This is a genomic window from uncultured Chitinophaga sp., assembly GCF_937874145.1.
GTDB lineage: Bacteria > Bacteroidota > Bacteroidia > Chitinophagales > Chitinophagaceae > Chitinophaga.
Map to the genome: position 1 here is coordinate 15,661 of NZ_CALNBI010000334.1, position 21,637 is coordinate 37,297.

A 21,637-nucleotide genomic window follows, 5' to 3' on the forward strand; every position below is an offset into this window, starting at 1 on the left:
TTTTGCATAAGCCGGGGTTATATGACTGCGGGCACTGCCGGGATCTTCACTCGATTCTTCTGTTATTCTTCACTATTCTGTACAATGACGGCTCATAAAAAGGCAATCCACAAAAGTAAGCAAAAAAATCTGAATTGAAAGGCCGAAACGGGTCCCAAACCACCTCTTCCCGCAAAAAAATGTACACCTCAAATGGAAAAATATCCATTGAGTACCGGGGGGTGCTGACCGTACTTTTGTATAAAATTTTTCTATGGGAAACACCCTTTCAATCAATGATTCTAAAGGCCTGAACCTCGGCCTTACCGTTCTCCGCGCGGGCGTGGGCGTGTTGTTTTTCATCTTCGGCTGGCAGAAACTTGCCGGAGGCGCGCAATTGTGGACCATGATCGGCGGCGCCATGAACTTCCTCGGCATATCATTCGCTCCCACTTTCTGGGGATTGCTCGCCACCATAGCTGAATTCGCAGGCGGATTGCTCCTGGCCCTCGGCCTATTCACCCGCTGGGCTTCCGCATCGCTCGTGCTCACCATGATCGTGGCCGTGATCCTCAAAATCAATACGGGAACGGGTATGGCCGATGTGTCGTCGCCGCTGTTCGCCCTCCTCATCACCCTCGCCTTCGCGCTGGGCGGCGCAGGCGCATGGTCGCTGGATAACTTGCTGGCTAAAAAGAGATCTTCCGCTGCGCTGGCATAACGCCCCCGCATCCGGAAACCAACCAAAAAGGGTGAGCTTTCATTATGAAACTCACCCTTTTACGTGTATGCTTGCCAGCAATTATTTTTCTTTCACCAACTCCCCGTTCCGCAGGATCGGCAGCACATCAGCGCCATCCGGCGTAAGGCAAAAGCGGATATCTTCTTCCAGGCCGTAACGGGCCAGGCGCTGGTAGTGCGATGCTTGCTTCATAAACCCGAAAAGGTCGCTCTTTGCACTGTGGTACAACGTTTCAGCCGCCAGGGCCGAGTCGCAGTTCACATCAAAATGCTCTTTAATACGGCTCACCACCGCACCGGCGAAGAGCGTGTCTTCCATATTCACCCTGTCTTTCCACGCCGCGCAACCCAGGATCACGTTCTGGCCCTGCGAAATCAGGTACTCGCAAACGGAAGAAATGTTCGGGAAAGATCCGGTAATGATCTGCACGGCGTCCTTGGCCATGTGCAGCAGCTTGGTGCCATTGGTGGTCGTCAGCACCAGCACCTTCCCGTCGATGAACTCCACCGGGTATTCGAAAGGGGAGTTGCCATGCAGCAGCCCGTCCGCGATTTTCCCGTCGCGCTCGCCAGCCGTGATGGCGTTGAGCTGGCGGCCGATGTTCACGCATTCTTCCACGGTAGCCACGGGAATGACCTTCGCGGCGCCGTTGTGCAGTGCGGTACAGATGGTGGAGGTGGCCCGCAGCACATCGATGATCACCACGATGCTGTTCTTCACGTCGAACAGGTGCAGCAGGGCGGGAGACAGGCATACTTCCAGCCTGGGTTTGTTATTCTCGCTCATTCTTCTTTATATATTAATCAAGGATCACACGCCACTTTTCGCTCTCTGCGTATTCCTTGATGATTTGATTGCGTAATTCCAACAGCCGGCGCATATACCGTTTCAGGTACATCTTCTCGAACCATTTCCCGAAAACGCCGTACGGCGTCCCGAACTCCAGTACATCGATCATCACCGTTCCGTTATCGATCTCCCGGAAGAAATGGTCATGTTTCATATGGCTGAAATCGCCCTTTTCCATTTCGTCGGTAAAATGCCCATGTTTCTGCATGGCGGTGATGCGGGTGGTCAGCTCCCGGGTTTTGCCCAGGTGCTTCGCGCGCCAGGTCACGGATTCGTCGTATTCGATCAGCCCGTTGGTCCGCCCTCGTATGGCCTCCTCTTTCAGGTGCGACATACTTCGTTTATGAAGCGTGATGCTCCGGCTGAGGTCGAAGACCCTTTGCAACGGGGCATGGATGACCGTGGTCAGATGAATACTTGGCATAGCGGTTCTACGGTTTAAAAGATATGGTCCGATAATGGTGCTGCTGTAACGCTGCGCCGGGCGGAATTGGTATGCCTTCCGGGGAATTATCCGAGGAAGGGCACTTTTACCACTTTCGCCTTCAGCAGTTTGTCTCGAACGGCAATATAGATATCGGAATCCAATGCTGCAAACGCTGTTTTTACATACCCGAGCCCTACCGCTTTTTGGAGGGAAGGGGATTGGGTGCCGGAAGTAACCCTTCCGATCACGTTGCCTTCCGCGTCCTTGATTTCGTAGTCGTGGCGGGGAATACCTTTGTCCACCATTTCAAAACCCACCAGTTTCTGCTGCAGGCCGTCGGCTTTCTGCTTTTCGAAAATGGCGCGGGAAGGGAAGTCTTTGGTGAACTTGGTGATCCAGCCCAGGCCGGCTTCCATGGGGCTGGTACGGTCGTCGATGTCGTTCCCGTAGAGGCAGAAGCCCATCTCGAGGCGCAGCGTGTCGCGCGCACCGAGGCCTACGGGCTTGATGTTATGGGAAGCGCCCGCAGCAAAAATGGCGTCCCAGATCTTGTCGGCCGCGCCGTCTTTATCTTCAAAATAAATTTCCACCCCGCCGGCGCCGGTATAACCCGTGGCGCTGATCAGGACGTTCTCCACGCCCGCGAAAGTGCCTTTCACGAAGGTGTAATATTTCAGGTTGACGATGTCTTTGTCGGTCAGGGTCTGCAGCACGCTGGTGGCATTGGGCCCCTGGATGGCGAGCAGGCAGGTTTTGTCGGAAATGTCATGCATTTCGACGTTGTTGGTGTTGAACCGGCTGATCCAGTTCCAGTCTTTTTCGATATTGCTGGCATTCACCACCAGCATATAGGTTTTATTTTCTTCGATGCAATACACGAGCAGGTCGTCCACGATTCCGCCTTCGTTGTTGGGGAGGCAGGAATACTGCGCTTTGCCAGCGGTGAGCTTGGACGCGTCGTTGCTGGTCACCCGCTGGATGAGATCCAGGGCATGTTCCCCCTTGAGCATGAATTCGCCCATGTGGCTGACGTCAAATACCCCTACACTGTTGCGCACGGCGGCATGTTCGTCGTTGATACCCGTATAGGAAATGGGCATGTTGTAACCCGCAAACGGAGCCATCTTAGCCCCCAGCGCAATGTGTTTTTGTGTAAATGGCGTGTTTTTCATGTCTTGAATTTTCATTTTTGTTGTAACCCTTTCTGAGCCGGGCAAATTTAGTATTTAATTTATGGATTGGACAACCGTAAGCCCCCGGCCAGACAATCCCATGATAAATAATGAGTTCATCCCGGCTATTCGTCTTATTTTTGCCCCAAAACCCACCGGAGTGAAAAAGCTTTACCTCATCCTGCCCCTGGCCGGTATGGCGCTCACCGCCTACCCCCAGAAGAAAGCGGACCGAAAAACCCTCGGAAACCTCCAGGCACACGTAGCCTATCTCGCATCCGACAAGCTCGAAGGCCGCCGGACCGGCACCGCCGGCGAACAGCTCGCCGCCGAATACATCTCCCAGCAGATGAAAATCATCGGCCTGGCGCCCAAAGGATCCAACGGGTACCTCCAAACCTTCACCGTCCGCGAAGGGCTCGAAGCCGGCCCCAATGCCCGCTTCTCCATCAACGGCAAGCCTCTCGAACCCGGCGGACAGTTCCTCCCGCTGCCTTTCAGCGCCCGTAAAAGCGCCAAAGGCGACGTGCTCCCGGGCGTCAACGAAATCGATAACGTCTGGCTCATCGACATTCAGAAATCCAAAGACGAGATAAATCCCCACGCCTCGCCGCTGGAATTTTACCTGAAAAAGTCCAGGGAAGCGGCTGAAAGCCATGCCACCGGCATCGTGTTCTTCAACGGCGGGGAAGACCTGCAGACCGCCGCCCAGTGGCTCGACCTACCCCACGAAACCCTTTCCATCCCGGCCATCTGGGTGGGGGCAGACGGGAGCAAGGCGCTGTCGGCCGACGAAGCCAATGGATTCCAGCTGGAGCTCCAGGCTGAGCTGGTGCCGTCCAAACGCACCGGCACCAATGTGGTAGGGTATATCGACAACGGCGCCCCCGCCACGGTGGTCATCGGCGCGCATTACGATCATTTGGGGTACGGGGAAGACCGGAACTCCATGTCGCCCGGCGAGAAGTCGATCCACAACGGAGCCGACGACAACGCTTCCGGAACGGCCGCCCTCCTGGAAGTGGCGCGCCTGCTGAAGGAATCCAAACTCAAAAGCGCCAATTACGCCATCGTCGCGTTTTCGGGCGAGGAGCTGGGGTTGTTCGGCAGTAAATATTTCGCGGAAAAAGGCCCTGTGCCCATGCAGCAGGTGAATTATATGGTGAATATGGACATGGTGGGCCGGCTGTCGGCCGAGAAAGGCCTGCAGATCGGCGGGTACGGCACTTCTCCGTCATGGGGCGAGGTGGTGCCGGCCGCGCTGCCGAAAGGGCTGAAGGTGCATTACGACTCCTCCGGCCTGGGGCCCTCCGACCATGCTTCGTTCTACCTGAAAAACGTGCCCGTGCTGTTTTTCTTCACCGGTACCCACGGCGATTACCATAAACCCGGCGACGACGCGGAGAAAATCAATTACGACGGGCAGCTGACCATCGTGAAAACCGTTTACGGCGTCATCGAAAAAACGAACGGCAAGCCCAAACTCGCCTTCAGCAAAACCCGCGACCCGCAGCCAATAACCGGCAACGGATTTACGGTTACCCTGGGCATCATGCTGGATTACACCTACAGCGGCGGCGCCAAAGTGGAGGCCGTGCGCGACGGGAAGCCCGCGAAAGCCGCCGGCATCCTCCCAGGTGATGTGATCGTGCAGTTGGGCGAATACCCTGTTTCCGACGCCATGACCTACACGAAAGCCCTCGGCACGTTCAAAGCGGGCGACAGCACCACCGTGAAAGTGAAGCGCGGGAGCGGGGAGAAAGTATTTGATATTCAATTCTAAGCCCATTTATTTATCTTGCGGCATGCGTTATATATATATGGCCGCGGCCCTGCTGGCATTCTCGTGCAACCAGGTCCGTGAGCAAACGGATACCACGAATTACCAGGTGATAGGAGAGAAGTGCTACGTGCTGCGCCAGCATCCGCTGCAGGATAGCGCCGTGAGCATCGCCAAAGACAGCATCGTGCAGTTCCTGGACGGCCAGGGTTTCACCGCGAAATTCATTGAAAAAGACAGTCTGATGTTCCAGCGGGCCAACGGCCAGCAGGTAGCGATCATATTACCGACGGCGCAGAACGCATGGGAGTCGAATGCCATTATCGTGTTCGACCCACAAAAAAATCCCTTGTTCGTGAACCTGCACAAGGGCACGGCGCAGGTGAGGCAGTATGCCGGACAGTAAGCGACTTTATCCCGACAACAGACAGTAACAGGCAGTAGCCAACATCAAACCCTTAGAATATCCTAATCCCTGACCATGCATCAACACATTCGGGTGACGGCGGAAGCCGTCGTACTCCGGTACTCTTCCAAAGAAGGCATGATGGTGTTGCTGACCAAGCGCACTATTCCGCCACATATATTCAAATGGGGCCTTCCGGGAGGTTTCGTCCATAACGACGAGCCCCTTGAGGCCTGCGTGCATCGTGAACTGAAAGATGAAACGGGCCTGCGCGCCAATTACCTGGAGCAGATGAGCACCTGGGGCCATCCCGACCGGGATCCCCGTGGCCGCGTACTTTGCGTGGCGCACCTGGCGCTCATACGGCATTCGGCGAGCAAGATCGTGCTGGGCGCGGGGACGAAGGAATCCAAATGGTATCCTGTGCGTGAGCTGCCGGTAACGGCGTTCGACCATGCGGACATTGTGGCGGCGGCGATCGATCACCTGCGGGTGCGGTTGCATACGGAGCCGCTGGCTTTTGAAATGCTGGACGAAAAGTTCCCGGTTTCGGAGCTGGAGAAGTTGTACGAATGGGTGTACGACCGCCCGGTGGACCGCCGGAATTTCCAGAAAAAGATCAACGGCCTTGGTTTGTTAGCTGCCCGTCCGGAGAAGTTGAAGCACCCATTACAGGGGCGCCCGGCGCAATTATACAGCTTCAACCGGGAGAAATTCCTGGAGTTGAAGGAAAGCGGAGCTCCGGTAGAGATTTTCTCGTAAGCAATTCATTATCAATTTTAAAGGCATTTTACACAAATCGATTTTCACGATTTTCGAGAAAATACCAATTTTGTGTAAAATACACATAAATAGCCGTCGGATCCTTTACTGCAGCGGTTTTGCAGTTTCCGGCATCAAAAAACTGGAAATGAGGCGAATGGAATGGATGGCCTGACATTTACCGAACTTTCTCCCGGATGAAAATCAAACCGCATTACTTTTTGCTTTGGCTAGCCGGCATGCTGTTAGCCACAAATGTCCTCGGCCTGGAAAAGATTGGAGGCGTTTACTTCCTGGTGATTTTACTCCTCAGCTTTTGACGGGTGGCGGAAGCCGTCGTTTATTCGTGGCTGGCCGATTACAAATTATCCCGCTGGCAACCGGCTACGATCATCGCGGGCCATGACGGCGCTCACCGGAAATAGGAAGTTGGTGTGGTAACTTTAATGGAAAGAATTCAATACCCTATCCATGAGCACACTTCGTTTTTTTACCCGTCCGCACGTTCAACTGCTCTTGCTTTCGCTGGCCTGCATCATCTGGGGCGAAAATTTCGCTTCGCGGGAAGCGTTGATAACGGATGCGCATACACATTGGTATTGGCCGCACGTGTACGGCTATATGTCGGCGGTGTTGCTGGCCGAAGCGGTCATTTACTGGCTGGCGGCGCGCTTCCTTCAGTGGCCGTGGATGCAGCATTTTCACATCGCCACGATGTCGTTCTTCGCGGTTACAATGTGGCTGTTCGAAATCACGGCGCAGCATCCGGGTTCTGTGATGCAACCTTTGTCTTTCGTGGTGAGCTGCATTGCCCAATATCTTTTACTGGCGGGGCATCTGGCGTTTTTCACACACATCACGGCAGGCATTATCATCGGGCGGAGCGCACCGGCCAGATCCTGAGCCGGATTTTTTGCACAGTGAATATTTCGGCGGAAGAATAGCCTTCCGGAAAAACCTGTTTCTTTATTTTTGCTTTGCAGCGATTGTGATAATTGCCAGATAAAACGCTTGACCGAAACAAAAATCCGTACCTATGAAACACCTGCTGGTTCCTTCGGCACTAGACTTTCATTTCCAAAAACTTCCGCTATGAACCGGGCAGCTTTCTTCCGGCTTCTTCCCCGGCCGCATATAGTGCTGATTTTTATGGCGATGGTTCTGTTCTGTGTTGATTTCGGCCTGAAAATACGGCAAGACGACGGCGGGACCGGTTTCCTTACCGCAGCCCTGAGCCTGCTGGTCTTCGCCTTTGCATATTGGAAAACGCGCAACTACCGGCAATATGCGTGTTTACAATACTTCCATATCCTCAGCTTTTTCGCAATCCCGGCGATGCTCATTATCCAACTTCCGGACATCCCTTATCCCGGCAACCCCGCCGTTTTCGGGATGACCCCGGACGAACGCACCTGGATGTGGGTACTAGGGTCCGTCGCCGTCCTCGGACAGCTGGCCTTCCTCTACAACCTGATTGCCGGTTTCCGGCGCGGCCGCAAAACCCAACTGCATGACTAGACCGATAATATCCCGCCAGCTCCTCCGCCCGGAAGCTCTGCTGTTGCTCGCAGCAGCCCTCTTCCAGATTCGCCACTGGAGCCTCCAAAGCCACGGGCTCCGCTTCCGCAGCGACACCGCCGATTTCGTTACCACCATCGTCTTCGATAACTGGTATTCCCCATTTGCTCTCACCGGACTGCTGATGGTAGGGGCTTTCTGGCTGGCACGGAAGTTTCCGGAACGGGGATGGCTGCCGGCCGTAAGTTTCATCACCGTACTGGCGCTACCGCTGTTGGCGTATAAAGTCATTTCGACATATCGGATCACGTATTTCACCGGGAACCCCTCGTTCTTTATTGCAGGAACAGCTTTCTATAAATCCTTGCTGAACGGGCTGCTGATGATGGTTTTCGGGATTTTCGGGATCGGGCAGGTAATTTATCTGGTGCGATTGACTGCATCTTATATGAAAGGAGTTAAATTCAATGCATGAAAGGTTCGAAGTTTTGGCGATGGGTTTTCTCTCCCGGGGGAACCACGGCTTTACTCGCATTTTTCTGGCTGATAGTATACATCATTAATACCAGCCGGGGAAACGATTACCTTGGCATCTGGCCGGAACCTACGATTTACTGGCCTTTGATTTTAGTTGCCATTGCGCTGATCTATGCATTCACCAGCGGATTCCGGCAGTGGAGAACCCTGCATTATATGCATGTGGCGAGCCTCGTGATGTTGCCGGTCCTGTTATTCAGCTGGGCTTCGGCGTACGGCAATACACCGGAAGAAACCTACTATTTTGTGAATGAAACCGCCCGGCGGCAATGGGAAGATCGTCAAAGGGTTATAAATGTCCTGTTGAAGCCTGCTTCTATTTTCATTTTCGCGGCACAAATCGGGTTTGTCGTTAACATTATCGCGGGATTCATCAGGGGGAAAAAATCTGCATCATGAAGCAACCGAATTTGTTCCAAAAACTCCTTCGCCCGGAAGCGCTCCTGGTACTCCTGGCCGTTTTCTTCTATATCCGGCAGCTGATGGCGGGAAAGGAGGGATACGACCTCCACTTCCATAACACCTATTACGTGATCCAATGGCCCTGGTGGTTTGCCCCCGGCCCGATGCTGCTGCTCCTGCTGGCCGCCATTTACCGGCTGACGCGCAACTTCCGCCAATTTAAATCCCTGCAATACTTTCATGTCCTGAGCTTTGTTGTTGTTCCGGTATTGACGTGGATGCTTTCCCCCGGGTTTACTATGGAAAATATATATGGTCACCACGACGGTTCTTTCGGGCCGGGCACATACCTTCCCTACTTAGGACTGGCCATGTTCTTATTCCTCGCACTCGGCCAAACCGCGTTCCTCGCCAACCTCGCCATCGGGTTCATCCGCGGCAAAAAAAGCCCGGCGCCCGTACAATAACGCATTTGCGCCGCGGTGTCCGTTTTTTTTGCATCTTGCGTGCCTATGCGTAAAGTTGTTTCCGTCCTGACCATGTGTTTGCTCGCTTCGGGCCTCCGTGCCCAGGATTCCATAGACTCCCTCATGGCGGCAAGAAAACGCTCGTTCCTGCCCGTTCCCGTGCTGGGATATTCCCCTGAAAAAGGCCTGGAATTCGGTGTAGTGGCGCTTTACAGTTATTACGGCGACAAAAAGAACCCTCATCCGCTGACCCGCAACTCCTCCGCAAGCGTCCTTTCCACCTTCACCACCAACAGCCAGTTCAAAATCGACCTCCGCTTCGAAAACTGGACCCGCGACAACTTATGGCATATCCGGACCAATTTCCGGTACCACGACTTCCCCCTGTATTTCTTCGGCATCGGCGATACCACGCATTACGACGACCGCACGCTTGTCGGCAACCGCCGCTATAAGGTGTCTGCGGAAGCCGAGCGCCGCGTTTCCCGGCACTTCTACGCCGGGATGTCCCTGCTTTTCCAGCACGATACATATGATTCCGACGACCCCAAGGGCGTATATCCCTCGATGGACCTCATCGATAAATCGGGCGGATATTACACGTTCATCGGCGCTACCGGCATTTTCGACAACCGCGACAACCAGAATTACACCACCAAAGGCTCCTTCCTTCGGCTGAACGTTTCCTGGGCGCCGGATTTCCTCAGCTCCAGGTCGCTCTGGCGGCTCGAGGGCAGGGCCAGCCACTTCATCCCGCTGTCGAAGAAAAGCACGCTCGGGCTGAACGGCTATGCCGTATCTACCCAGGGCGATGTACCGTTTTATATGATGGGGGAGATGGGGAATGATAACATCATGCGGGGCTATTACACCGGCCGGTACCGCGACAAAAACTATATCGCAGCGCAGGCGGAGTACCGTTATTTCCTCGATCCCGGCATCCGGATCAAATTCTGGTTTCTCGACATGCATCCCACATTCGCGCTGGCGGGTTTTGCCGGGGCGGGAAGCGTTTTTTCCAACCGGAACATCGACGTCAACCTGAAACCGAACTACGGCGCGGGTATCCGCTGGTTTTACGACAAGAGCGCCCGCCTCACCGTGCGCCTCGATTACGGTATTGGGGAACAACGCGCCGGGGAAAAGCGCCAGGGCGGCTTCTATCTATCCATCGCAGAAGCATTCTAGGTTGATTATCAAATATTTATGGCAACAAAAAAGGCAGCCTCCCTTGCGGGAAGCTGCCATGTATGTAAACTTTTGATTCTTCGGGGAAATTACGGTTTCACGTATTTCACCATCGCATACAGGAACATCAGACCAAACAGGATGATGAAAAACCAGCAGCCAAAATAGCCGATCTTATTACCGATCTCGTAAAAGGAATTAAGGAAAACAGTCATCAACATGATATACAGTTTTAAGATTTCAGGGGGCAAGTTAGGGCATATTCCCCGTTTTTAAAAATTTCGCACCGTGTTTATGACAACAATCACCTATTTCTTTGACTCCGTTTTCACCGTTTCCACCAGCTTATACGCGTACGCGCCTACGTCCTGCCGCGGCGGATCGTGCGGGATGCGGTTTACTTTCAGCAGGTAGATGTTTCCTTTTTCGAATTTGAAGCCCTCGATTTCGCCCATGAGTTTTTCCCATAGGTCCGGGTCATCCAGGTACCGGTCTCCGTATTGGACGGAATAGCATTTCACTTTGCCGAAGCCGGGGCCATTTTCGCATTCCTCTTCCGAACTGACCCACACGAGCAGCTCTTTAGGAGCCGGGGCGGGCGGGTCTTTTTTGGTGAGGGTGAGGCCATCGGAGCCGTAGGCGTCGCCGAGGTATACGAGGGAGGGCCCGTCTTGCCGGAAGATGAGCGTGTCTTTCACGGGGTTTCCGGAGCCTACGGTAACGAGTGTTATGAGGATCTTGCCGCTGTCGAGCGTGCTCCAGTTACCCATCTGTATGATTTCAGGGGTGGAGTTGAGGTAATCGGTGGACATTTTTGCGTCATTGGTGGAGCGCAGGCTGAGGCCGATGAGGCGGCCCGGCGAGGATGCGGCGGGCATATTGGCTTCGTAATACCCGTCCAAAGCCGGTATGGTGGCCTCGGTGGCTGTAGAATCCGTAGTGCCGGGCTTGCTGCTGTTCCCGCAGGCGGAAAGCGCCAGTACGCCGGCAAGCAGCAGGATCGTGTGTGTGTGCATGTTCATGGATTTATGCAAATAACAACAGAAATCGGTTTGGGTTGACGGAACTCTGGCGAGGGGAATGGGGATTCGCCTTTACTAATGGATTTCATGATTCATCAACATGCCTTCCTGGATGAAAGCGGCGGGGTAGAACTTTCGAAGGCGCAGCAGTGCTGAATCAGCCTGCAGCCGGTGCTTGTAGATGCCCGCGATAACCACCATTTTATTGTCGGGCGAACCATCTCCCTCTGCCGCGCAATCATCCCAATAATCTATACTCAAAAATTCCTTAAAATGCATCCGGGGAAAATATCCGCCATCAAAAAACGCGGGACTGGGATCTGCCGGAAGAATACTATCCCGGATAAACGTACGATCGATCGTATCTATCGGCCAGCCGCTTTTTTGGGCGACCGCCAACATCTTCTCCCGCAAATCATAATAGTTATAACCAGTATCTACGACCAGGAAAACGGCCGGCAATTCAGGTTCGTCTGCTTCGGAAGGAATAATAATTGGTCCTGCGGGTGTATTTGTGCCGGAAACCTCAGAAACCTTTTTGTGCCCGCCGGGCTCCGGTGAATGACAGGCGGCATTCATTAACATTAAAACCGATAGTTTGATTATCCATCTCATGGTGACAGCTGATGATTATCCGGCGTCATATCGCGGGATATGAAAATATGATCTTTACTAATATGCAGCGACCAATTTTTTCATTTAACATTTCCGTTAATTCACATTCGTACAATTACACTTAATATAATTATTATATGTTTATTGTCTGAAAAGAGGCACGACTAGCAGGAACCTATGAATTATTGAAAGACCTACACCGTAACGGCGCAGCGATCAGCTTTACATCTCGTTAACAGTCAATTCGTTAACAAAAATTTTACGGAGCAAATTGTGGAAGATAAGGGTTAACGGCTGTACCTTTGCGTCAGCTTTTTAACCCAAAATATACCTGCACTTTAACCGGGTACACCTTGTGGTAATTTTTGACCGCACCAGGAGAAACCATTCGTTTTTGACCGCATCCACCCGAGAAGCCAACTTTTTTTGACGACTTAAAACCTTAATCGGACAATGTCTAGACACATGATGCGTCCCGCATTGGCGGGAGTTGCAGCGCTCTGCCTGTTAGCGGCAGCCTGTACCAAGGAACCATTGGAAACAATTACGCCTCCTCCTGCCATACCCGTGCAGGACACGACTTTCACCATGAACAACCCTGTAAACGCCGCGCTGCTGCTTACTTTGGTAAACGACATCCGCACAAAGGGCTGCAACTGCGGGGATACCTTCTATGCACCTGCGCCTCCCATCACCTGGAACAAAGCGCTGGAAAGAGCCGCGTATTTGCACAGCCGGGATATGAAGGAAAATAATTACTTCAGCCACCAGGACCGCAACGGCCAAATGGCGGGCTTCCGCATTTCCAGCATGGGGTATACATGGGCCGCCTGGGGAGAAAACATCGCGCTGGGCATCCTGAACGAAAAAACCGTCGTGAATGGCTGGTTCAACAGCGTTACGCATTGCAAAGTGTTGATGAACAGCCGGTTTACGGAGATGGGCGTAGCAAAGGCCGGTAACTTCTGGAGCCAGGAATTGGCGGTCCCCAGGTCAGGTAAATAAAGGGATACGCATGCGGGTTTTCCATCATAGCGGATTGATTGTTAATTTATTAATTTCGTTAACATAATTTTTGCATAGATTTAAGTGCGGCGGCTTATTTTTGAGTCCTGTTTGATTTTTAGCCCTACCTCTGAAAAGCCAACGTGCTTAACCTCCTCCTATCAAAGACCCAGTACCTGACATTCAAACACTGGGAATTATGTTACCGAAAACGGTCCGCTTTATACCTGTATTCGCCACGGTGTGCCTATTGATGGCCTCCTGCGCAAAGGAAAATCCCGTGCAACCCGTGCCCGCTGGCCCGGAGAAGCCCGGAGAACCGCCCACCGCCGTTGTTATCGAAAACAAGGCGAATAAAGACGTTGCGCTCCAGCTCGTCAACAACGCACGCGCCAAAGGCTGCCAGTGCGGCGACACCTGGATGCCCCCCGTTTCGCCCGTTACCTGGAACGTGCTGCTGGAACTCGCCGCCGTCAAGCATTCGAAAGACATGCTCGACCGGAAATACTTTTCACATAACAGTCCCGGCGGCGCCACGCCTTCGCAACGCATCACCGCGGAGGGCTACAATTATAACTGGTGGGGAGAAAATATCGCGACCGGACCGCAATCCGAAGCAGACGTCGTTAATGGCTGGCTAAACAGCCCGGGCCACTGCAAAAACCTCATGAGCGCCAACTTCCGGGAAATGGGCGTGGGCCGCACCGGCAACCTCTGGACGCAGGTATTTGCCGCGCCCGCAGGCCGCTAAAGCATCATGGCGGCGGCATCTTCCTTCGCCACATCCGCCACAACATATACACAAACCCCGCGGAACTTAGCACCAACCAGGTGTAAAAACCACCCATGCGCAGGGGCGTCGACTCCTCCGGAACCCCGAACCCCAGGTACAACCCGAAGAAGATATTGATCATCAGCCAGAACATGCCGTAAAAAACGGTCCGCATGATCTTGATGAGAAACATCATTACCTGCAGATCCGAATTTCTGCGGGGATCTTCCTGTTCCATGTGGGAATCTTCCTGTTCCATGATATAAAGTTACGGAATGCACAATTTACGCAGCGCGGCGCTGTCGCCCCGGAACACGTTGAAATCCACCATCGTCCGGATACCATTCACCCGCCCGATATCGGAATGCTGCCAGAACACCCAGTTACGGGCGCTGCGGGGCTTTTCCTTCTGGTAATAATGCGCCACCCAGAGCGGGTAATCATCGAATTCCTTTCCGAGATAGGTTTCGTAGAAGTGAATATTGGTGTAGATGATCGGTTTTACGCCGTAGGCCTTTTCCATTTCCTCGAGCCAGATGCGCGCGGTGCTGGTTGTTGTGAACCTCGATGTCCAGCACGGGAGGGAGGTCCCCGGATTCCAGCTGCACTACGTTTTTAAAATTGATCGCCTGCTTGAGGGGGTCGCGGGTGGAGTAGAAGAAGTGATATGCCCCCCGGATGATCCCCGCGTCGCGGGCTTTATCCCAGTTGCGGCGGAACGTTGCATCCTGGCGGGTGATGCCCTCTGTCGCCTTGATAAAGGCGAAAGAAATTTTGATATTATCGACTTCCATCTGCTTTACCGCGCGCCAGTTTACATTTCCCTGGAATTTGGAAATATCGATGCCATGCACGGAATAATTGACGGGAATATCGATGCCGAATTCTTCGTAGCGGACGAAATTTGCGGGCGCCTGTTGCCGCAGGAGCCACCATACGCCGGCGATTGCGGCCAGCGTCAGCAGTACAACGATCAGGAAAAACGCGCGGAGGCGCTTCCGGTTCTTTTTAGCCAATGTTTGGGAGATTCTGTAGGTTGTCCTTGAAAAATCAGCAGCAAGTATAGGGCAATTTTCGCAAGCTTGCACGAAAGCCGGGGATGTTGTTGTATTTTTATCGGCCAAACATGGCCCTATTATGCCGAAACCGAATATCAACGACGCGCTCAATTTCCTCTCCAAGTTCACGCTCCGCAGAGCCTGGAACGCCGGCAAGGTGCTGGGCAGCTTTTATTATAGCAAGTGGCGCAAGAAGCCCATCCAATGGGGTTACCCCATTTCGATCTCCTTCGAGCCCACCACTTCCTGCAACCTCCGCTGCCCGGAATGCCCCAGCGGGCTCAGGGCCTTTACCCGCCCCACGGGCATGCTCGATAACCAGTTCTTCCGGCAAACGATCGACGAGCTGCACAAGGATCTCATGTACCTGATCTTCTATTTCCAGGGAGAACCGTACCTCAACACTTCGTTCCTCGACATGGTGCAGTATGCCTCTTCCAAAGGTATATACACCGCCACATCCACTAACGCCCACTACCTGACCGACGCGAACGCGAAGAAAACGGTGGAATCGGGGCTGGACAGGCTCATCATTTCCATCGACGGCACCACACAGGATGTCTACACGCAATACCGCGTGGGCGGCCACCTCGACAAAGTGATCGCCGGGGCGAAGAATATCGTGAAATGGAAAAAGGAACTGAATTCGAAGAAGCCTTTCGTGTTCTTCCAGTTCCTGGTGGTGAAGCCCAACGAGCACCAGATCGAAGATGTGAAGAAGCTGGCGGCGGAAATCGGGGTGGATGAAGTGCGGTTCAAGACCGCGCAGGTGTATGATTACGAAGAAGGCAACCGCCTGATCCCCACGATCGATAAATACTCCCGCTATCATAAGAACGACGACGGCACGTATTCCATCAAAAACAAGATGGAGAACCATTGCTGGCGCCTCTGGCATTCACCCGTGATCACCTGGGACGGACTGGTGGTGCCCTGTTGTTTCGACAAAGACGCCACGCACCGGCTGGGCGACCTGAAGCAGAGTGATTTCAAAACCCTCTGGCACAACGAGCAATACGTCAACTTCCGCACCCAGCTGATCAAGGGCAGAAAACACATCGATATTTGCGCGAACTGTAGCGAAGGCACCCAGGTGTGGGGCAACGCTTAATAGTGGAGCGTCCGGCATAGGGAGCGGGGAAATTATTCCCCGTCGGCGGCATCGGGTTCGGTGCCGTTTCTTTTTCTCCGGTGTCTTCTGTTCCGGAACTTGTTGACCAGGTTCACACCCAGTTTAACGCCGAGGAATTCCACCGCGCCGATGAGGATATTGGTCAGCATCGATTTACCCGTTCCCGACTTGAAAGCCGTTTTGGCGAGGCCGCCCACGATGCCGAGGAATCCGCTGTTGGCGATCCCGGGCACCACGGCGTTCATGGCCATGGACTTGTAATTGTCGCGCAGGTGATCCACCCGGGCGCCGAGCTCGTCTTCCAGCCGGCGGCGCCTCCGCTGGAGGCGTTCCACTTCGTGGTCGAGCATTTCGATGTTTTTGATTTTAACTTTCGCCATGGGGGAGAGAGTAGTGTTTAATCATTCACAGCTTGTTTTCGGGCTTCTCTTTTTTCTTCCGCGCGGTCTTCCATCTCTTCGATTTCTTCCACCAGTTCCGCCGCCAGCATATTCGCGAGGGGGCGCTGGATGAGGGATTTGCGGCCTACCAGCAAAACGACGAACAGGAGTACGAAGACGCCCGCCGCGCAGCTAAAACCGAGCGTCATGCTGCCGGTCCTTTCACCAATCCAGAAGCCGAGCACCATCCCGAGAAATACGACGACAAAGAAAAACAGCAGGAAAGCCATGATCAGCGAGAAGAACAATCCCATCGCTTTCGACAGCTTTCCTGCGGCCTGCAGTTTGATAATGTCCAGCCGGGTTTCAAGGTATTCCTTGGCCACCTTGCCGGTTTCCGAGAAGTAGTTGGAAAAGTTATCTTCCATGCAATGTTTTTTAAAGAGCGGAGCTTAGGTTAATTCGTTTTCAATAGCATCTTCCAGTTGCTGCTTTTTGTTGCGGAATTTATCCTTCAGCTTATCGGCCTGGTATTTCAGCTTACCAACCCATTCTTCCTTCTTGTCGGAATTCAGGAAATATCCAACGGCCACGCCCACGGCGGCGCCCACGATGAAAGAAACGACTGCTTTTGAATTTCTGCTCATGGTATGAGAGTTTTTTTAGTGAAGTAATCGGGTTTCCGGAGCTGGGGTGCCAATGCTCCATTTCGCATTAAGGTTACAAAATTTGTTCCATAATTGTTCACATCCTCCGGCGATTTGGTTAAATCAGCATTATTATTGCTTTTCATCCTTCCGGCGCCAGTTCTTTGCGGAACTGACAAAATGCCGTAGGTTTGAATAACACCCCTGAATCATATGAGTTACATCGATAACGACCGGCTTAAACAGATCGCGTTCCTGTTGATCATCACCTTCCTGGGCATCATACTGTTCAAGGAATTGTATGCATTTTTCCCCGGATTCCTCGGCGCCGTGACCCTTTACGTCCTCTCCCGCCGCTGGATGTTCCGCCTCGTGGAAGTCCGCAAATGGAAAAGGCCCCGCGCCGCGGCAGTGATCATGATCCTGTCGTTCCTCGTATTCCTGCTCCCCATCGGCCTGCTCGTCAATATGCTCACCGCCAAGGTGGGGTGGGCCATCAATCACTCCTCAGAATTGATCGAAGGGCTAAAGGGCATGAACGAAAAGCTCGTCAGCGCTACCGGCATCAACATCATGGCCGGCGGGCGCCTGGCCAAATTGCAGGAATATATCACCAATGTGCTGCCCGGATTCCTCGGCGCCACGTTCAACACCCTCACGGCCGTGGCCATGCTGTATTTTATTCTCTATTTTATGTTGGTCAACGCCCGTGAAATGGAAGAGGCATTATGGGAATATATTCCACTGAAAGATGAAAACGTGGAATTGCTTGCCAGCGAAATGAAAAATATGGTGGTGAGCAACGCCATCGGGATACCGCTTATCGCCCTTATCCAGGGCGTCGTTTCCCTGATCGGGTACCTGATCTTCGGGGTGCCTGAACCGGTGTTCTGGTTCGTGGTAACCAGCTTCACCGCCATGCTGCCCGTGATCGGCGCCGCGGCCGTGTATGTGCCCATGGGGATTTATCTCCTCGCCATCGGCAACACCTGGCAGGGCATCGCCGTGCTGGTATACGGCTTCGGGGTGGTGGGCACCTGCGACAACCTCTTCCGGATGATGCTGGCCAAGAAAATCGGCGATGTGCACCCGCTCATCACCATCTTCGGCGTCATCATCGGCGTCAGCCTGTTCGGGTTTGTGGGGTTGATCTTCGGGCCATTGCTCATTTCGCTATTCATCGTCCTCATCCGTATCTATTCCAACGAATACCTCGTGAAGAAGCGCGAAGTGAAAGTCGTGAAAACGGCCCACACGAAAGAGAAGGTCATGAAGAAAGAGCAGTAAGCGCGGCTATTTGTAGTAATTATTTTCCTGGATATACTTCCACACGGCGTCCGGCACCATGTACCGGGCGCTTTTTCCTTCTTTGATCAGCTGGCGGATACGGCTGCTGGATAATTCGAGCAGCGGCGCGTCCACGATCCTGCAATTGGCGCCGAAGGTGTCGGTAACGGGATGCTGCGGGCGGTTATAAATGTAGATCTCGTAATTATCGAGCAGCTGCCGGTAATTCTTCCACCGCGGGATGTTCTGGAAACTGTCGCTCCCCATGATCACTGCGAATTGCTGGGTGGGGAATTTCTCGGTGAGATAGGTGAGCGTATCGATGGTGAAGGAAGGCCGGGGGAGGGAGAACTCGATATTGCTGACACGAAGCTTCGGCTCGCCGTCCACCGCCACCTCCGTGAGGTGCAGGCGGTGATGCTCGTTCAGCAGCGATGCGGATTCCTTCAAAGGGTTGTGCGGCGATACGATGAGCCAGACCTTATCCAGGTCGGTATTGTACGCCATGTAATTGGCGATGATCATGTGGCCGGTGTGCACGGGATTGAAGGATCCGAAGTATAAACCGATTTTCATATCGGCAATATACAAGAAAATCCCACTTTACCCGAGCGGTTTGAAATGCTCGAAAACATATCCGCAGTTGCGGCAATAGTGAATGGCCCTGCACAACGTAGAACCGAAAGGGGAGCGCAGGTAGGTATTTTCGCTGCTGCAATGCGGGCACGCCGTATGCAGCTCGATCTCCGCGCGCTCCTCGCCCTGCTGCACCTGCGGCGGCGCAATGCCGAATTGCTTCAGCTTCTCATGCGCATCCGCAGACATGCGGTTGCTGTTCCACGTCGCTTCCTTGTCGATCTCCACCACCACTTTCGCATCCAGCTCCTTTTCCAGCGTGCTGCGGATGTTCTGTTTAATATAATCGACAGCGGGGCAGGCGGAGAAGGTAGGGATCATTTTAACATGGATCCCTTCCTCCTCCAGGCGCACGCCCGTGATCATACCCAGGTCGATGACGGACAACACCGGGATTTCCGGGTCCATCACCTGCTCCAGGGCTTTGTAAATATCTGATTCCGTGATTGGCATGATGCGTTACCAGGTAGCCTGCGGATCGGAGCGGAATACCGCGCCCATTTCCTCCAGCAGGGGTTGAAGGTATTCAGTATGATATCCTTTCCGGCCGCCATATTCCGGCGTTACCGACGATTCCGCCGGCAGGTTGAGCCCTGCCGCGGCGCAGAGATTATATACCCTGTCGAGCCACATCTCTTTCAGCTTCGCTTCTCCCGGGTAAATACCTTCGGCTTCCAAAATGGCGCCCGCTTCGGGATCCGGCTCAAAAATGCCGAGCGCCAGCGGGAAGCAGGTATTGAGGGCAGATTGCATCCGGGCGTAGCTTTCTTCGCCGGCGCGGCAGAGCTGCGCGATCCAGGCGTTGGCGTGCAGCGTGTGGTATTTGATCTCGCCTTTCAGCTTTTCGGCCAGCGGGCGCAACGGCGCAAACGCGCTTTCGCGCAGCTGCTGGTAACGGATCGCTTCGGCATGGTCGAACAGGAAATGCCGCATCAGGCTGAAGTCGTATTCCCCGTTGGGATACTCCACGAAATGGCAGCAGCGATAGTCTTTTTCGTTGCGAAGGAAGGCGAAGGAATCGGGTTCTTCCCCGCCCAGTTCTTCCTGTAATATCCTGTACAGCGCCCAGGCGTGGCCGATTTTATCCTGCGCCATGGAAGAAAAGGCGATGTCTTCTTCCATGATGGGCCCGAGGCCGGTCCATTCCGAATTGCGGTGCCCCTGGATCAGGGCGTCGTCGGCCATGGCGGTGAGCATCCGGGCGAGGGCGTCATTTTTTGTCATGCGTGGATTTTTTGAACTGGTTGATTTTTTCCATCACCTTGAAGCCGCTGGCGTCGCGGTAGGTTTTTTCGGCGTTGTTGGCGAACATGTCTTCGTCTTCCGCATTAAACGCCAGGATATCGGCGCTGCGCACCACCCAGAGGTTGACGCATTTCTTGCGGCGGGCGAATTGTTCTTTGGCGAAAACGAGCGCCAGCTGCGCGTTGGGGGCATGCACACAGCCCACGTGCTCGTGGTGCGCGCCGCGCTTTTCCTGGTGGAATACTTCGAACGAGTTCCAGTTTTCGCCTTCCTGCACTTCCACCGGCTCACCGGATTCGAGCAGCCGGAGGCGGTTTACGCGGGGGTCAAGGGAGTATTGCGGTTGGTCCATAGTTGATCAGTTGTGTGTTAAGCGACCGGGGCGGTCTTTACGGCCCCGGGGTTCATGAGCGCCTTGCGCACCCATCGCCCGTGCTCTTCGGCCCATTGGCGCACCTGCAGGCGTTCCGCGTTGCAGGGGCCGCCGCCGTTGATGACTTTTTTAAACAGGTCCCAGTCCGGATCGGAGAAGCGCCATTTCCCGGTGGTCTCATCTTTCTTCAATTCCGGGTCGGGGAGCGTCATGCCCAGTTCGCGGATCTTGGGAACGTACTGGTCGAGGAATTGATTGCGCATATCGTCGTTGCTCGCCATCTTCACCTTCCATTGCATAAGTTTTTCGCTGTGGACGGACGTTTTGTCCGGCGGGCCGAAGAAGTGCATGATAGGCTGCCACCAGCGGTTGAGCGCATCCTGCAGCATCTGCTTCTGCGCGGGCGTGCCCGTTGCCAGTTCGATGAAAGCATCGTGCCCCTGTTTGAGGTGGAAGCTTTCTTCATAGCAAATACGTTCCAGCGCGCGGCAATAGGGCCCGTACGAGCCCTTCGCATTGGCCACCTGGTTCACGATGGCGGCCGCATCGATCAGGAACCCGATCACGGTCACATCCGCCCAGGTTTCCGCCGGGTAATTGAACACATTGGAATACTTGGATTTGCCGCTGAGGAGATCGTTGATCATCGCTTCGCGGCTTTTGCCGAGCGTTTCGGCGGCGTTGTACAGCAATTGTCCATGCCCGATCTCATCCTGCACCTTGGCGATGAGCGCCAGTTTGCGCTTGAAGCCCGGCGCCCGGGTGATCCAGGTGCCCTCGGGCAAGGCGCCGATGATCTCGGAATGGGCGTGCTGTTCAATGAGCCGGATCAGCTGGCGCCTGTATTCAGAAGGCATCCAGTCGCCCGGTTCGATTTTCTCCCCTCTTGCGATGCGGGCTTCGAATTCAGCCAGCTTAACGGGGTCGTCGTGCAATTGCTCTTCTTTCAACTGCCGTTTATTGGGTTCGTCGAAAATGTATCCTCCACCGTACATAGGTGATTGTTTTGGTCTACCGTAAATTACGGATTTCCCCAGACCCCACCAATTTCCGTTCCCGTGGCGGCTTTCCGGATTTTTTGAAGTCAAATTCATTTGCGAACTTTAGTACTATGCGCGCCCTTTTCACCTGGTTCCTTTCCCTGGCTCCCCTCGCTGAGCCGCCCTCGCCGCCGGCGGGCAGGGCAGAAGTGCTGAAGATCGTGTTCACGGAAGACCTCCGGCCGTACGACCTCAC

General features: G+C 53.9%; 29 protein-coding genes and 1 pseudogene. 14 read left to right on the plus strand and 16 right to left on the minus strand.

The window, feature by feature from the left end; translation table 11 throughout:
- Positions 1 to 253 precede the first annotated feature (253 nt).
- On the plus strand, positions 254 to 700 hold the full coding sequence (locus Q0510_RS16365; protein WP_298714154.1) for a DoxX family protein: 447 nt from the start codon (positions 254 to 256) through the stop codon (positions 698 to 700).
- 81 nt (positions 701 to 781) lie between these two features.
- Here the strand turns inward: Q0510_RS16365 and Q0510_RS16370 are convergent, their stop codons facing one another.
- The 3 genes from Q0510_RS16370 to gcvT form a co-directional block, all read right to left on the minus strand.
- On the minus strand, positions 782 to 1,507 hold the full coding sequence (locus Q0510_RS16370) for a 2-phosphosulfolactate phosphatase (RefSeq protein WP_298714156.1): 726 nt from the start codon (positions 1,505 to 1,507) through the stop codon (positions 782 to 784).
- 13 nt (positions 1,508 to 1,520) lie between these two features.
- Positions 1,521 to 1,994, minus strand: a complete 474-nt coding sequence (locus tag Q0510_RS16375) for an SRPBCC family protein (RefSeq protein ID WP_298714159.1) — start codon at positions 1,992 to 1,994, stop codon at positions 1,521 to 1,523.
- A gap of 86 nt (positions 1,995 to 2,080) precedes the next feature.
- Positions 2,081 to 3,169, minus strand: a complete 1,089-nt coding sequence (gene gcvT, locus Q0510_RS16380; protein ID WP_298714162.1) for a glycine cleavage system aminomethyltransferase GcvT — start codon at positions 3,167 to 3,169, stop codon at positions 2,081 to 2,083.
- Between the two features lie 160 nt (positions 3,170 to 3,329).
- Between gcvT and Q0510_RS16385 the strand changes: the two genes are divergently transcribed.
- The 9 genes from Q0510_RS16385 (at position 3,330) to Q0510_RS16425 (ending at position 10,229) form a co-directional block, all read left to right on the plus strand.
- On the plus strand, positions 3,330 to 4,952 hold the full coding sequence (locus Q0510_RS16385) for a M20/M25/M40 family metallo-hydrolase (protein WP_298714165.1): 1,623 nt from the start codon (positions 3,330 to 3,332) through the stop codon (positions 4,950 to 4,952).
- A gap of 22 nt (positions 4,953 to 4,974) precedes the next feature.
- Positions 4,975 to 5,355: a hypothetical protein gene (locus tag Q0510_RS16390; RefSeq protein WP_298714168.1), complete on the plus strand. Its 381-nt coding sequence runs from the start codon at positions 4,975 to 4,977 to the stop codon at positions 5,353 to 5,355.
- Between the two features lie 75 nt (positions 5,356 to 5,430).
- Complete coding sequence (locus Q0510_RS16395) at positions 5,431 to 6,117, plus strand: NUDIX domain-containing protein (protein ID WP_298714171.1); 687 nt, start codon at positions 5,431 to 5,433, stop codon at positions 6,115 to 6,117.
- Between the two features lie 471 nt (positions 6,118 to 6,588).
- On the plus strand, positions 6,589 to 7,020 hold the full coding sequence (locus tag Q0510_RS16400) for a hypothetical protein (protein ID WP_298714174.1): 432 nt from the start codon (positions 6,589 to 6,591) through the stop codon (positions 7,018 to 7,020).
- Positions 7,021 to 7,266: 246 nt separating this feature from the next.
- Positions 7,267 to 7,635 (plus strand): hypothetical protein, encoded by a 369-nt coding sequence (locus Q0510_RS16405; protein WP_298714176.1) that lies wholly within the window; start codon positions 7,267 to 7,269, stop codon positions 7,633 to 7,635.
- On the plus strand, positions 7,628 to 8,110 hold the full coding sequence (locus Q0510_RS16410; protein WP_298714179.1) for a hypothetical protein: 483 nt from the start codon (positions 7,628 to 7,630) through the stop codon (positions 8,108 to 8,110). Before Q0510_RS16405 ends, Q0510_RS16410 begins: the two co-directional genes overlap by 8 nt.
- Positions 8,107 to 8,571 carry a hypothetical protein gene (locus Q0510_RS16415; RefSeq protein ID WP_298714182.1) on the plus strand — a complete coding sequence of 155 codons (465 nt, stop codon included), beginning with the start codon at positions 8,107 to 8,109 and terminating at the stop codon, positions 8,569 to 8,571. Before Q0510_RS16410 ends, Q0510_RS16415 begins: the two co-directional genes overlap by 4 nt.
- Positions 8,568 to 9,041: a hypothetical protein gene (locus Q0510_RS16420; RefSeq protein ID WP_298714185.1), complete on the plus strand. Its 474-nt coding sequence runs from the start codon at positions 8,568 to 8,570 to the stop codon at positions 9,039 to 9,041. Before Q0510_RS16415 ends, Q0510_RS16420 begins: the two co-directional genes overlap by 4 nt.
- Before the next feature lie 45 nt (positions 9,042 to 9,086).
- A complete protein-coding gene (locus Q0510_RS16425; protein ID WP_298714187.1) occupies positions 9,087 to 10,229 on the plus strand; it encodes a BamA/TamA family outer membrane protein in 1,143 nt (380 codons plus the stop codon).
- Positions 10,230 to 10,318: 89 nt separating this feature from the next.
- Here Q0510_RS16425 and Q0510_RS16430 read toward each other — a convergent pair whose 3' ends face one another.
- The 3 genes from Q0510_RS16430 to Q0510_RS16440 form a co-directional block, all read right to left on the minus strand.
- Positions 10,319 to 10,450 (minus strand): hypothetical protein, encoded by a 132-nt coding sequence (locus Q0510_RS16430; protein ID WP_298714190.1) that lies wholly within the window; start codon positions 10,448 to 10,450, stop codon positions 10,319 to 10,321.
- A gap of 87 nt (positions 10,451 to 10,537) precedes the next feature.
- Entirely contained in the window at positions 10,538 to 11,245 is a 708-nt protein-coding gene (locus Q0510_RS16435; protein WP_298714192.1) for a DUF4377 domain-containing protein, read from the minus strand.
- A gap of 81 nt (positions 11,246 to 11,326) precedes the next feature.
- Positions 11,327 to 11,866 (minus strand): hypothetical protein, encoded by a 540-nt coding sequence (locus Q0510_RS16440; protein WP_298714194.1) that lies wholly within the window; start codon positions 11,864 to 11,866, stop codon positions 11,327 to 11,329.
- Positions 11,867 to 12,319: 453 nt separating this feature from the next.
- Between Q0510_RS16440 and Q0510_RS16445 the strand changes: the two genes are divergently transcribed.
- Both Q0510_RS16445 and Q0510_RS16450 read left to right on the plus strand, forming a co-directional pair.
- The gene (locus tag Q0510_RS16445) at positions 12,320 to 12,871 is read left to right on the plus strand and encodes a CAP domain-containing protein (RefSeq protein WP_298714197.1); all 552 of its coding nucleotides are present in this window, start codon (positions 12,320 to 12,322) and stop codon (positions 12,869 to 12,871) included.
- A gap of 199 nt (positions 12,872 to 13,070) precedes the next feature.
- Complete coding sequence (locus Q0510_RS16450; RefSeq protein WP_298714200.1) at positions 13,071 to 13,622, plus strand: CAP domain-containing protein; 552 nt, start codon at positions 13,071 to 13,073, stop codon at positions 13,620 to 13,622.
- A gap of 4 nt (positions 13,623 to 13,626) precedes the next feature.
- Here the strand turns inward: Q0510_RS16450 and Q0510_RS16455 are convergent, their stop codons facing one another.
- Together Q0510_RS16455 and Q0510_RS24880 are read right to left on the minus strand one after the other, a co-directional pair.
- Positions 13,627 to 13,902 carry a hypothetical protein gene (locus tag Q0510_RS16455; RefSeq protein ID WP_298714203.1) on the minus strand — a complete coding sequence of 92 codons (276 nt, stop codon included), beginning with the start codon at positions 13,900 to 13,902 and terminating at the stop codon, positions 13,627 to 13,629.
- Positions 13,903 to 13,911: 9 nt separating this feature from the next.
- Positions 13,912 to 14,437, minus strand: a pseudogene (locus Q0510_RS24880) (GH25 family lysozyme).
- Positions 14,438 to 14,780: 343 nt separating this feature from the next.
- On the opposite strand from Q0510_RS24880, the gene Q0510_RS16470 reads away from it, so the two are divergent.
- On the plus strand, positions 14,781 to 15,812 hold the full coding sequence (locus Q0510_RS16470) for a radical SAM/SPASM domain-containing protein (protein WP_298714213.1): 1,032 nt from the start codon (positions 14,781 to 14,783) through the stop codon (positions 15,810 to 15,812).
- A gap of 32 nt (positions 15,813 to 15,844) precedes the next feature.
- Here the strand turns inward: Q0510_RS16470 and Q0510_RS16475 are convergent, their stop codons facing one another.
- The 3 genes from Q0510_RS16475 to Q0510_RS16485 are packed head-to-tail and all read right to left on the minus strand — an operon-like array spanning position 15,845 to position 16,860.
- The gene (locus Q0510_RS16475; RefSeq protein ID WP_298714216.1) at positions 15,845 to 16,213 is read right to left on the minus strand and encodes a hypothetical protein; all 369 of its coding nucleotides are present in this window, start codon (positions 16,211 to 16,213) and stop codon (positions 15,845 to 15,847) included.
- A 17-nt stretch (positions 16,214 to 16,230) separates the two neighbouring features.
- On the minus strand, positions 16,231 to 16,641 hold the full coding sequence (locus Q0510_RS16480; RefSeq protein ID WP_298714219.1) for a hypothetical protein: 411 nt from the start codon (positions 16,639 to 16,641) through the stop codon (positions 16,231 to 16,233).
- A 24-nt stretch (positions 16,642 to 16,665) separates the two neighbouring features.
- On the minus strand, positions 16,666 to 16,860 hold the full coding sequence (locus tag Q0510_RS16485; RefSeq protein ID WP_298714222.1) for a YtxH domain-containing protein: 195 nt from the start codon (positions 16,858 to 16,860) through the stop codon (positions 16,666 to 16,668).
- Positions 16,861 to 17,073: 213 nt separating this feature from the next.
- On the opposite strand from Q0510_RS16485, the gene Q0510_RS16490 reads away from it, so the two are divergent.
- The gene (locus Q0510_RS16490) at positions 17,074 to 18,147 is read left to right on the plus strand and encodes an AI-2E family transporter (protein ID WP_298714224.1); all 1,074 of its coding nucleotides are present in this window, start codon (positions 17,074 to 17,076) and stop codon (positions 18,145 to 18,147) included.
- Positions 18,148 to 18,153: 6 nt separating this feature from the next.
- On the opposite strand, the gene nadD is transcribed toward Q0510_RS16490, so the two are convergent.
- From nadD to paaA, 5 genes are read right to left on the minus strand one after another with little or no spacing between them, the layout of a single operon-like run.
- Positions 18,154 to 18,723, minus strand: a complete 570-nt coding sequence (gene nadD / locus Q0510_RS16495) for a nicotinate (nicotinamide) nucleotide adenylyltransferase (protein WP_298714227.1) — start codon at positions 18,721 to 18,723, stop codon at positions 18,154 to 18,156.
- 27 nt (positions 18,724 to 18,750) lie between these two features.
- Positions 18,751 to 19,236 carry a 1,2-phenylacetyl-CoA epoxidase subunit PaaD gene (gene paaD / locus Q0510_RS16500; protein ID WP_298714230.1) on the minus strand — a complete coding sequence of 162 codons (486 nt, stop codon included), beginning with the start codon at positions 19,234 to 19,236 and terminating at the stop codon, positions 18,751 to 18,753.
- A 6-nt stretch (positions 19,237 to 19,242) separates the two neighbouring features.
- Positions 19,243 to 20,007: a 1,2-phenylacetyl-CoA epoxidase subunit PaaC gene (gene paaC / locus Q0510_RS16505; RefSeq protein ID WP_298714233.1), complete on the minus strand. Its 765-nt coding sequence runs from the start codon at positions 20,005 to 20,007 to the stop codon at positions 19,243 to 19,245.
- On the minus strand, positions 19,994 to 20,380 hold the full coding sequence (locus Q0510_RS16510; protein WP_298714236.1) for a hypothetical protein: 387 nt from the start codon (positions 20,378 to 20,380) through the stop codon (positions 19,994 to 19,996). Before Q0510_RS16510 ends, paaC begins: the two co-directional genes overlap by 14 nt.
- Positions 20,381 to 20,397: 17 nt before the next feature.
- The gene (gene paaA, locus Q0510_RS16515) at positions 20,398 to 21,396 is read right to left on the minus strand and encodes a 1,2-phenylacetyl-CoA epoxidase subunit PaaA (RefSeq protein ID WP_298714239.1); all 999 of its coding nucleotides are present in this window, start codon (positions 21,394 to 21,396) and stop codon (positions 20,398 to 20,400) included.
- Positions 21,397 to 21,637: the final 241 nt, after the last annotated feature.

Bases quoted from the DNA above. Each gene is read 5' to 3' on its own strand.
- Q0510_RS16390 (WP_298714168.1), top strand. From the start codon at position 4,975: ATGCGTTATATATATATGGCCGCGGCCCTGCTGGCATTCTCGTGCAAC.
- Q0510_RS16490 (WP_298714224.1), top strand. From the start codon at position 17,074: ATGAGTTACATCGATAACGACCGGCTTAAACAGATCGCGTTCCTGTTG.
- Q0510_RS16470 (WP_298714213.1), top strand. From the start codon at position 14,781: ATGCCGAAACCGAATATCAACGACGCGCTCAATTTCCTCTCCAAGTTC.
- paaA (WP_298714239.1), bottom strand. From the start codon at position 21,396: ATGTACGGTGGAGGATACATTTTCGACGAACCCAATAAACGGCAGTTG.
- Q0510_RS16370 (WP_298714156.1), bottom strand. From the start codon at position 1,507: ATGAGCGAGAATAACAAACCCAGGCTGGAAGTATGCCTGTCTCCCGCC.
- Q0510_RS16375 (WP_298714159.1), bottom strand. From the start codon at position 1,994: ATGCCAAGTATTCATCTGACCACGGTCATCCATGCCCCGTTGCAAAGG.
- gcvT (WP_298714162.1), bottom strand. From the start codon at position 3,169: ATGAAAAACACGCCATTTACACAAAAACACATTGCGCTGGGGGCTAAG.
- Q0510_RS16410 (WP_298714179.1), top strand. From the start codon at position 7,628: ATGACTAGACCGATAATATCCCGCCAGCTCCTCCGCCCGGAAGCTCTG.
- Q0510_RS16430 (WP_298714190.1), bottom strand. From the start codon at position 10,450: ATGTTGATGACTGTTTTCCTTAATTCCTTTTACGAGATCGGTAATAAG.
- Q0510_RS16400 (WP_298714174.1), top strand. From the start codon at position 6,589: ATGAGCACACTTCGTTTTTTTACCCGTCCGCACGTTCAACTGCTCTTG.
- nadD (WP_298714227.1), bottom strand. From the start codon at position 18,723: ATGAAAATCGGTTTATACTTCGGATCCTTCAATCCCGTGCACACCGGC.
- paaC (WP_298714233.1), bottom strand. From the start codon at position 20,007: ATGACAAAAAATGACGCCCTCGCCCGGATGCTCACCGCCATGGCCGAC.
- Q0510_RS16475 (WP_298714216.1), bottom strand. From the start codon at position 16,213: ATGGCGAAAGTTAAAATCAAAAACATCGAAATGCTCGACCACGAAGTG.
- Q0510_RS16405 (WP_298714176.1), top strand. From the start codon at position 7,267: ATGGCGATGGTTCTGTTCTGTGTTGATTTCGGCCTGAAAATACGGCAA.
- Q0510_RS16510 (WP_298714236.1), bottom strand. From the start codon at position 20,380: ATGGACCAACCGCAATACTCCCTTGACCCCCGCGTAAACCGCCTCCGG.
- Q0510_RS16455 (WP_298714203.1), bottom strand. From the start codon at position 13,902: ATGGAACAGGAAGATTCCCACATGGAACAGGAAGATCCCCGCAGAAAT.
- Q0510_RS16480 (WP_298714219.1), bottom strand. From the start codon at position 16,641: ATGGAAGATAACTTTTCCAACTACTTCTCGGAAACCGGCAAGGTGGCC.
- Q0510_RS16415 (WP_298714182.1), top strand. From the start codon at position 8,107: ATGAAAGGTTCGAAGTTTTGGCGATGGGTTTTCTCTCCCGGGGGAACC.
- paaD (WP_298714230.1), bottom strand. From the start codon at position 19,236: ATGCCAATCACGGAATCAGATATTTACAAAGCCCTGGAGCAGGTGATG.
- Q0510_RS16435 (WP_298714192.1), bottom strand. From the start codon at position 11,245: ATGCACACACACACGATCCTGCTGCTTGCCGGCGTACTGGCGCTTTCC.
- Q0510_RS16440 (WP_298714194.1), bottom strand. From the start codon at position 11,866: ATGAGATGGATAATCAAACTATCGGTTTTAATGTTAATGAATGCCGCC.
- Q0510_RS16365 (WP_298714154.1), top strand. From the start codon at position 254: ATGGGAAACACCCTTTCAATCAATGATTCTAAAGGCCTGAACCTCGGC.
- Q0510_RS16395 (WP_298714171.1), top strand. From the start codon at position 5,431: ATGCATCAACACATTCGGGTGACGGCGGAAGCCGTCGTACTCCGGTAC.
- Q0510_RS16450 (WP_298714200.1), top strand. From the start codon at position 13,071: ATGTTACCGAAAACGGTCCGCTTTATACCTGTATTCGCCACGGTGTGC.
- Q0510_RS16485 (WP_298714222.1), bottom strand. From the start codon at position 16,860: ATGAGCAGAAATTCAAAAGCAGTCGTTTCTTTCATCGTGGGCGCCGCC.
- Q0510_RS16425 (WP_298714187.1), top strand. From the start codon at position 9,087: ATGCGTAAAGTTGTTTCCGTCCTGACCATGTGTTTGCTCGCTTCGGGC.
- Q0510_RS16420 (WP_298714185.1), top strand. From the start codon at position 8,568: ATGAAGCAACCGAATTTGTTCCAAAAACTCCTTCGCCCGGAAGCGCTC.
- Q0510_RS16445 (WP_298714197.1), top strand. From the start codon at position 12,320: ATGTCTAGACACATGATGCGTCCCGCATTGGCGGGAGTTGCAGCGCTC.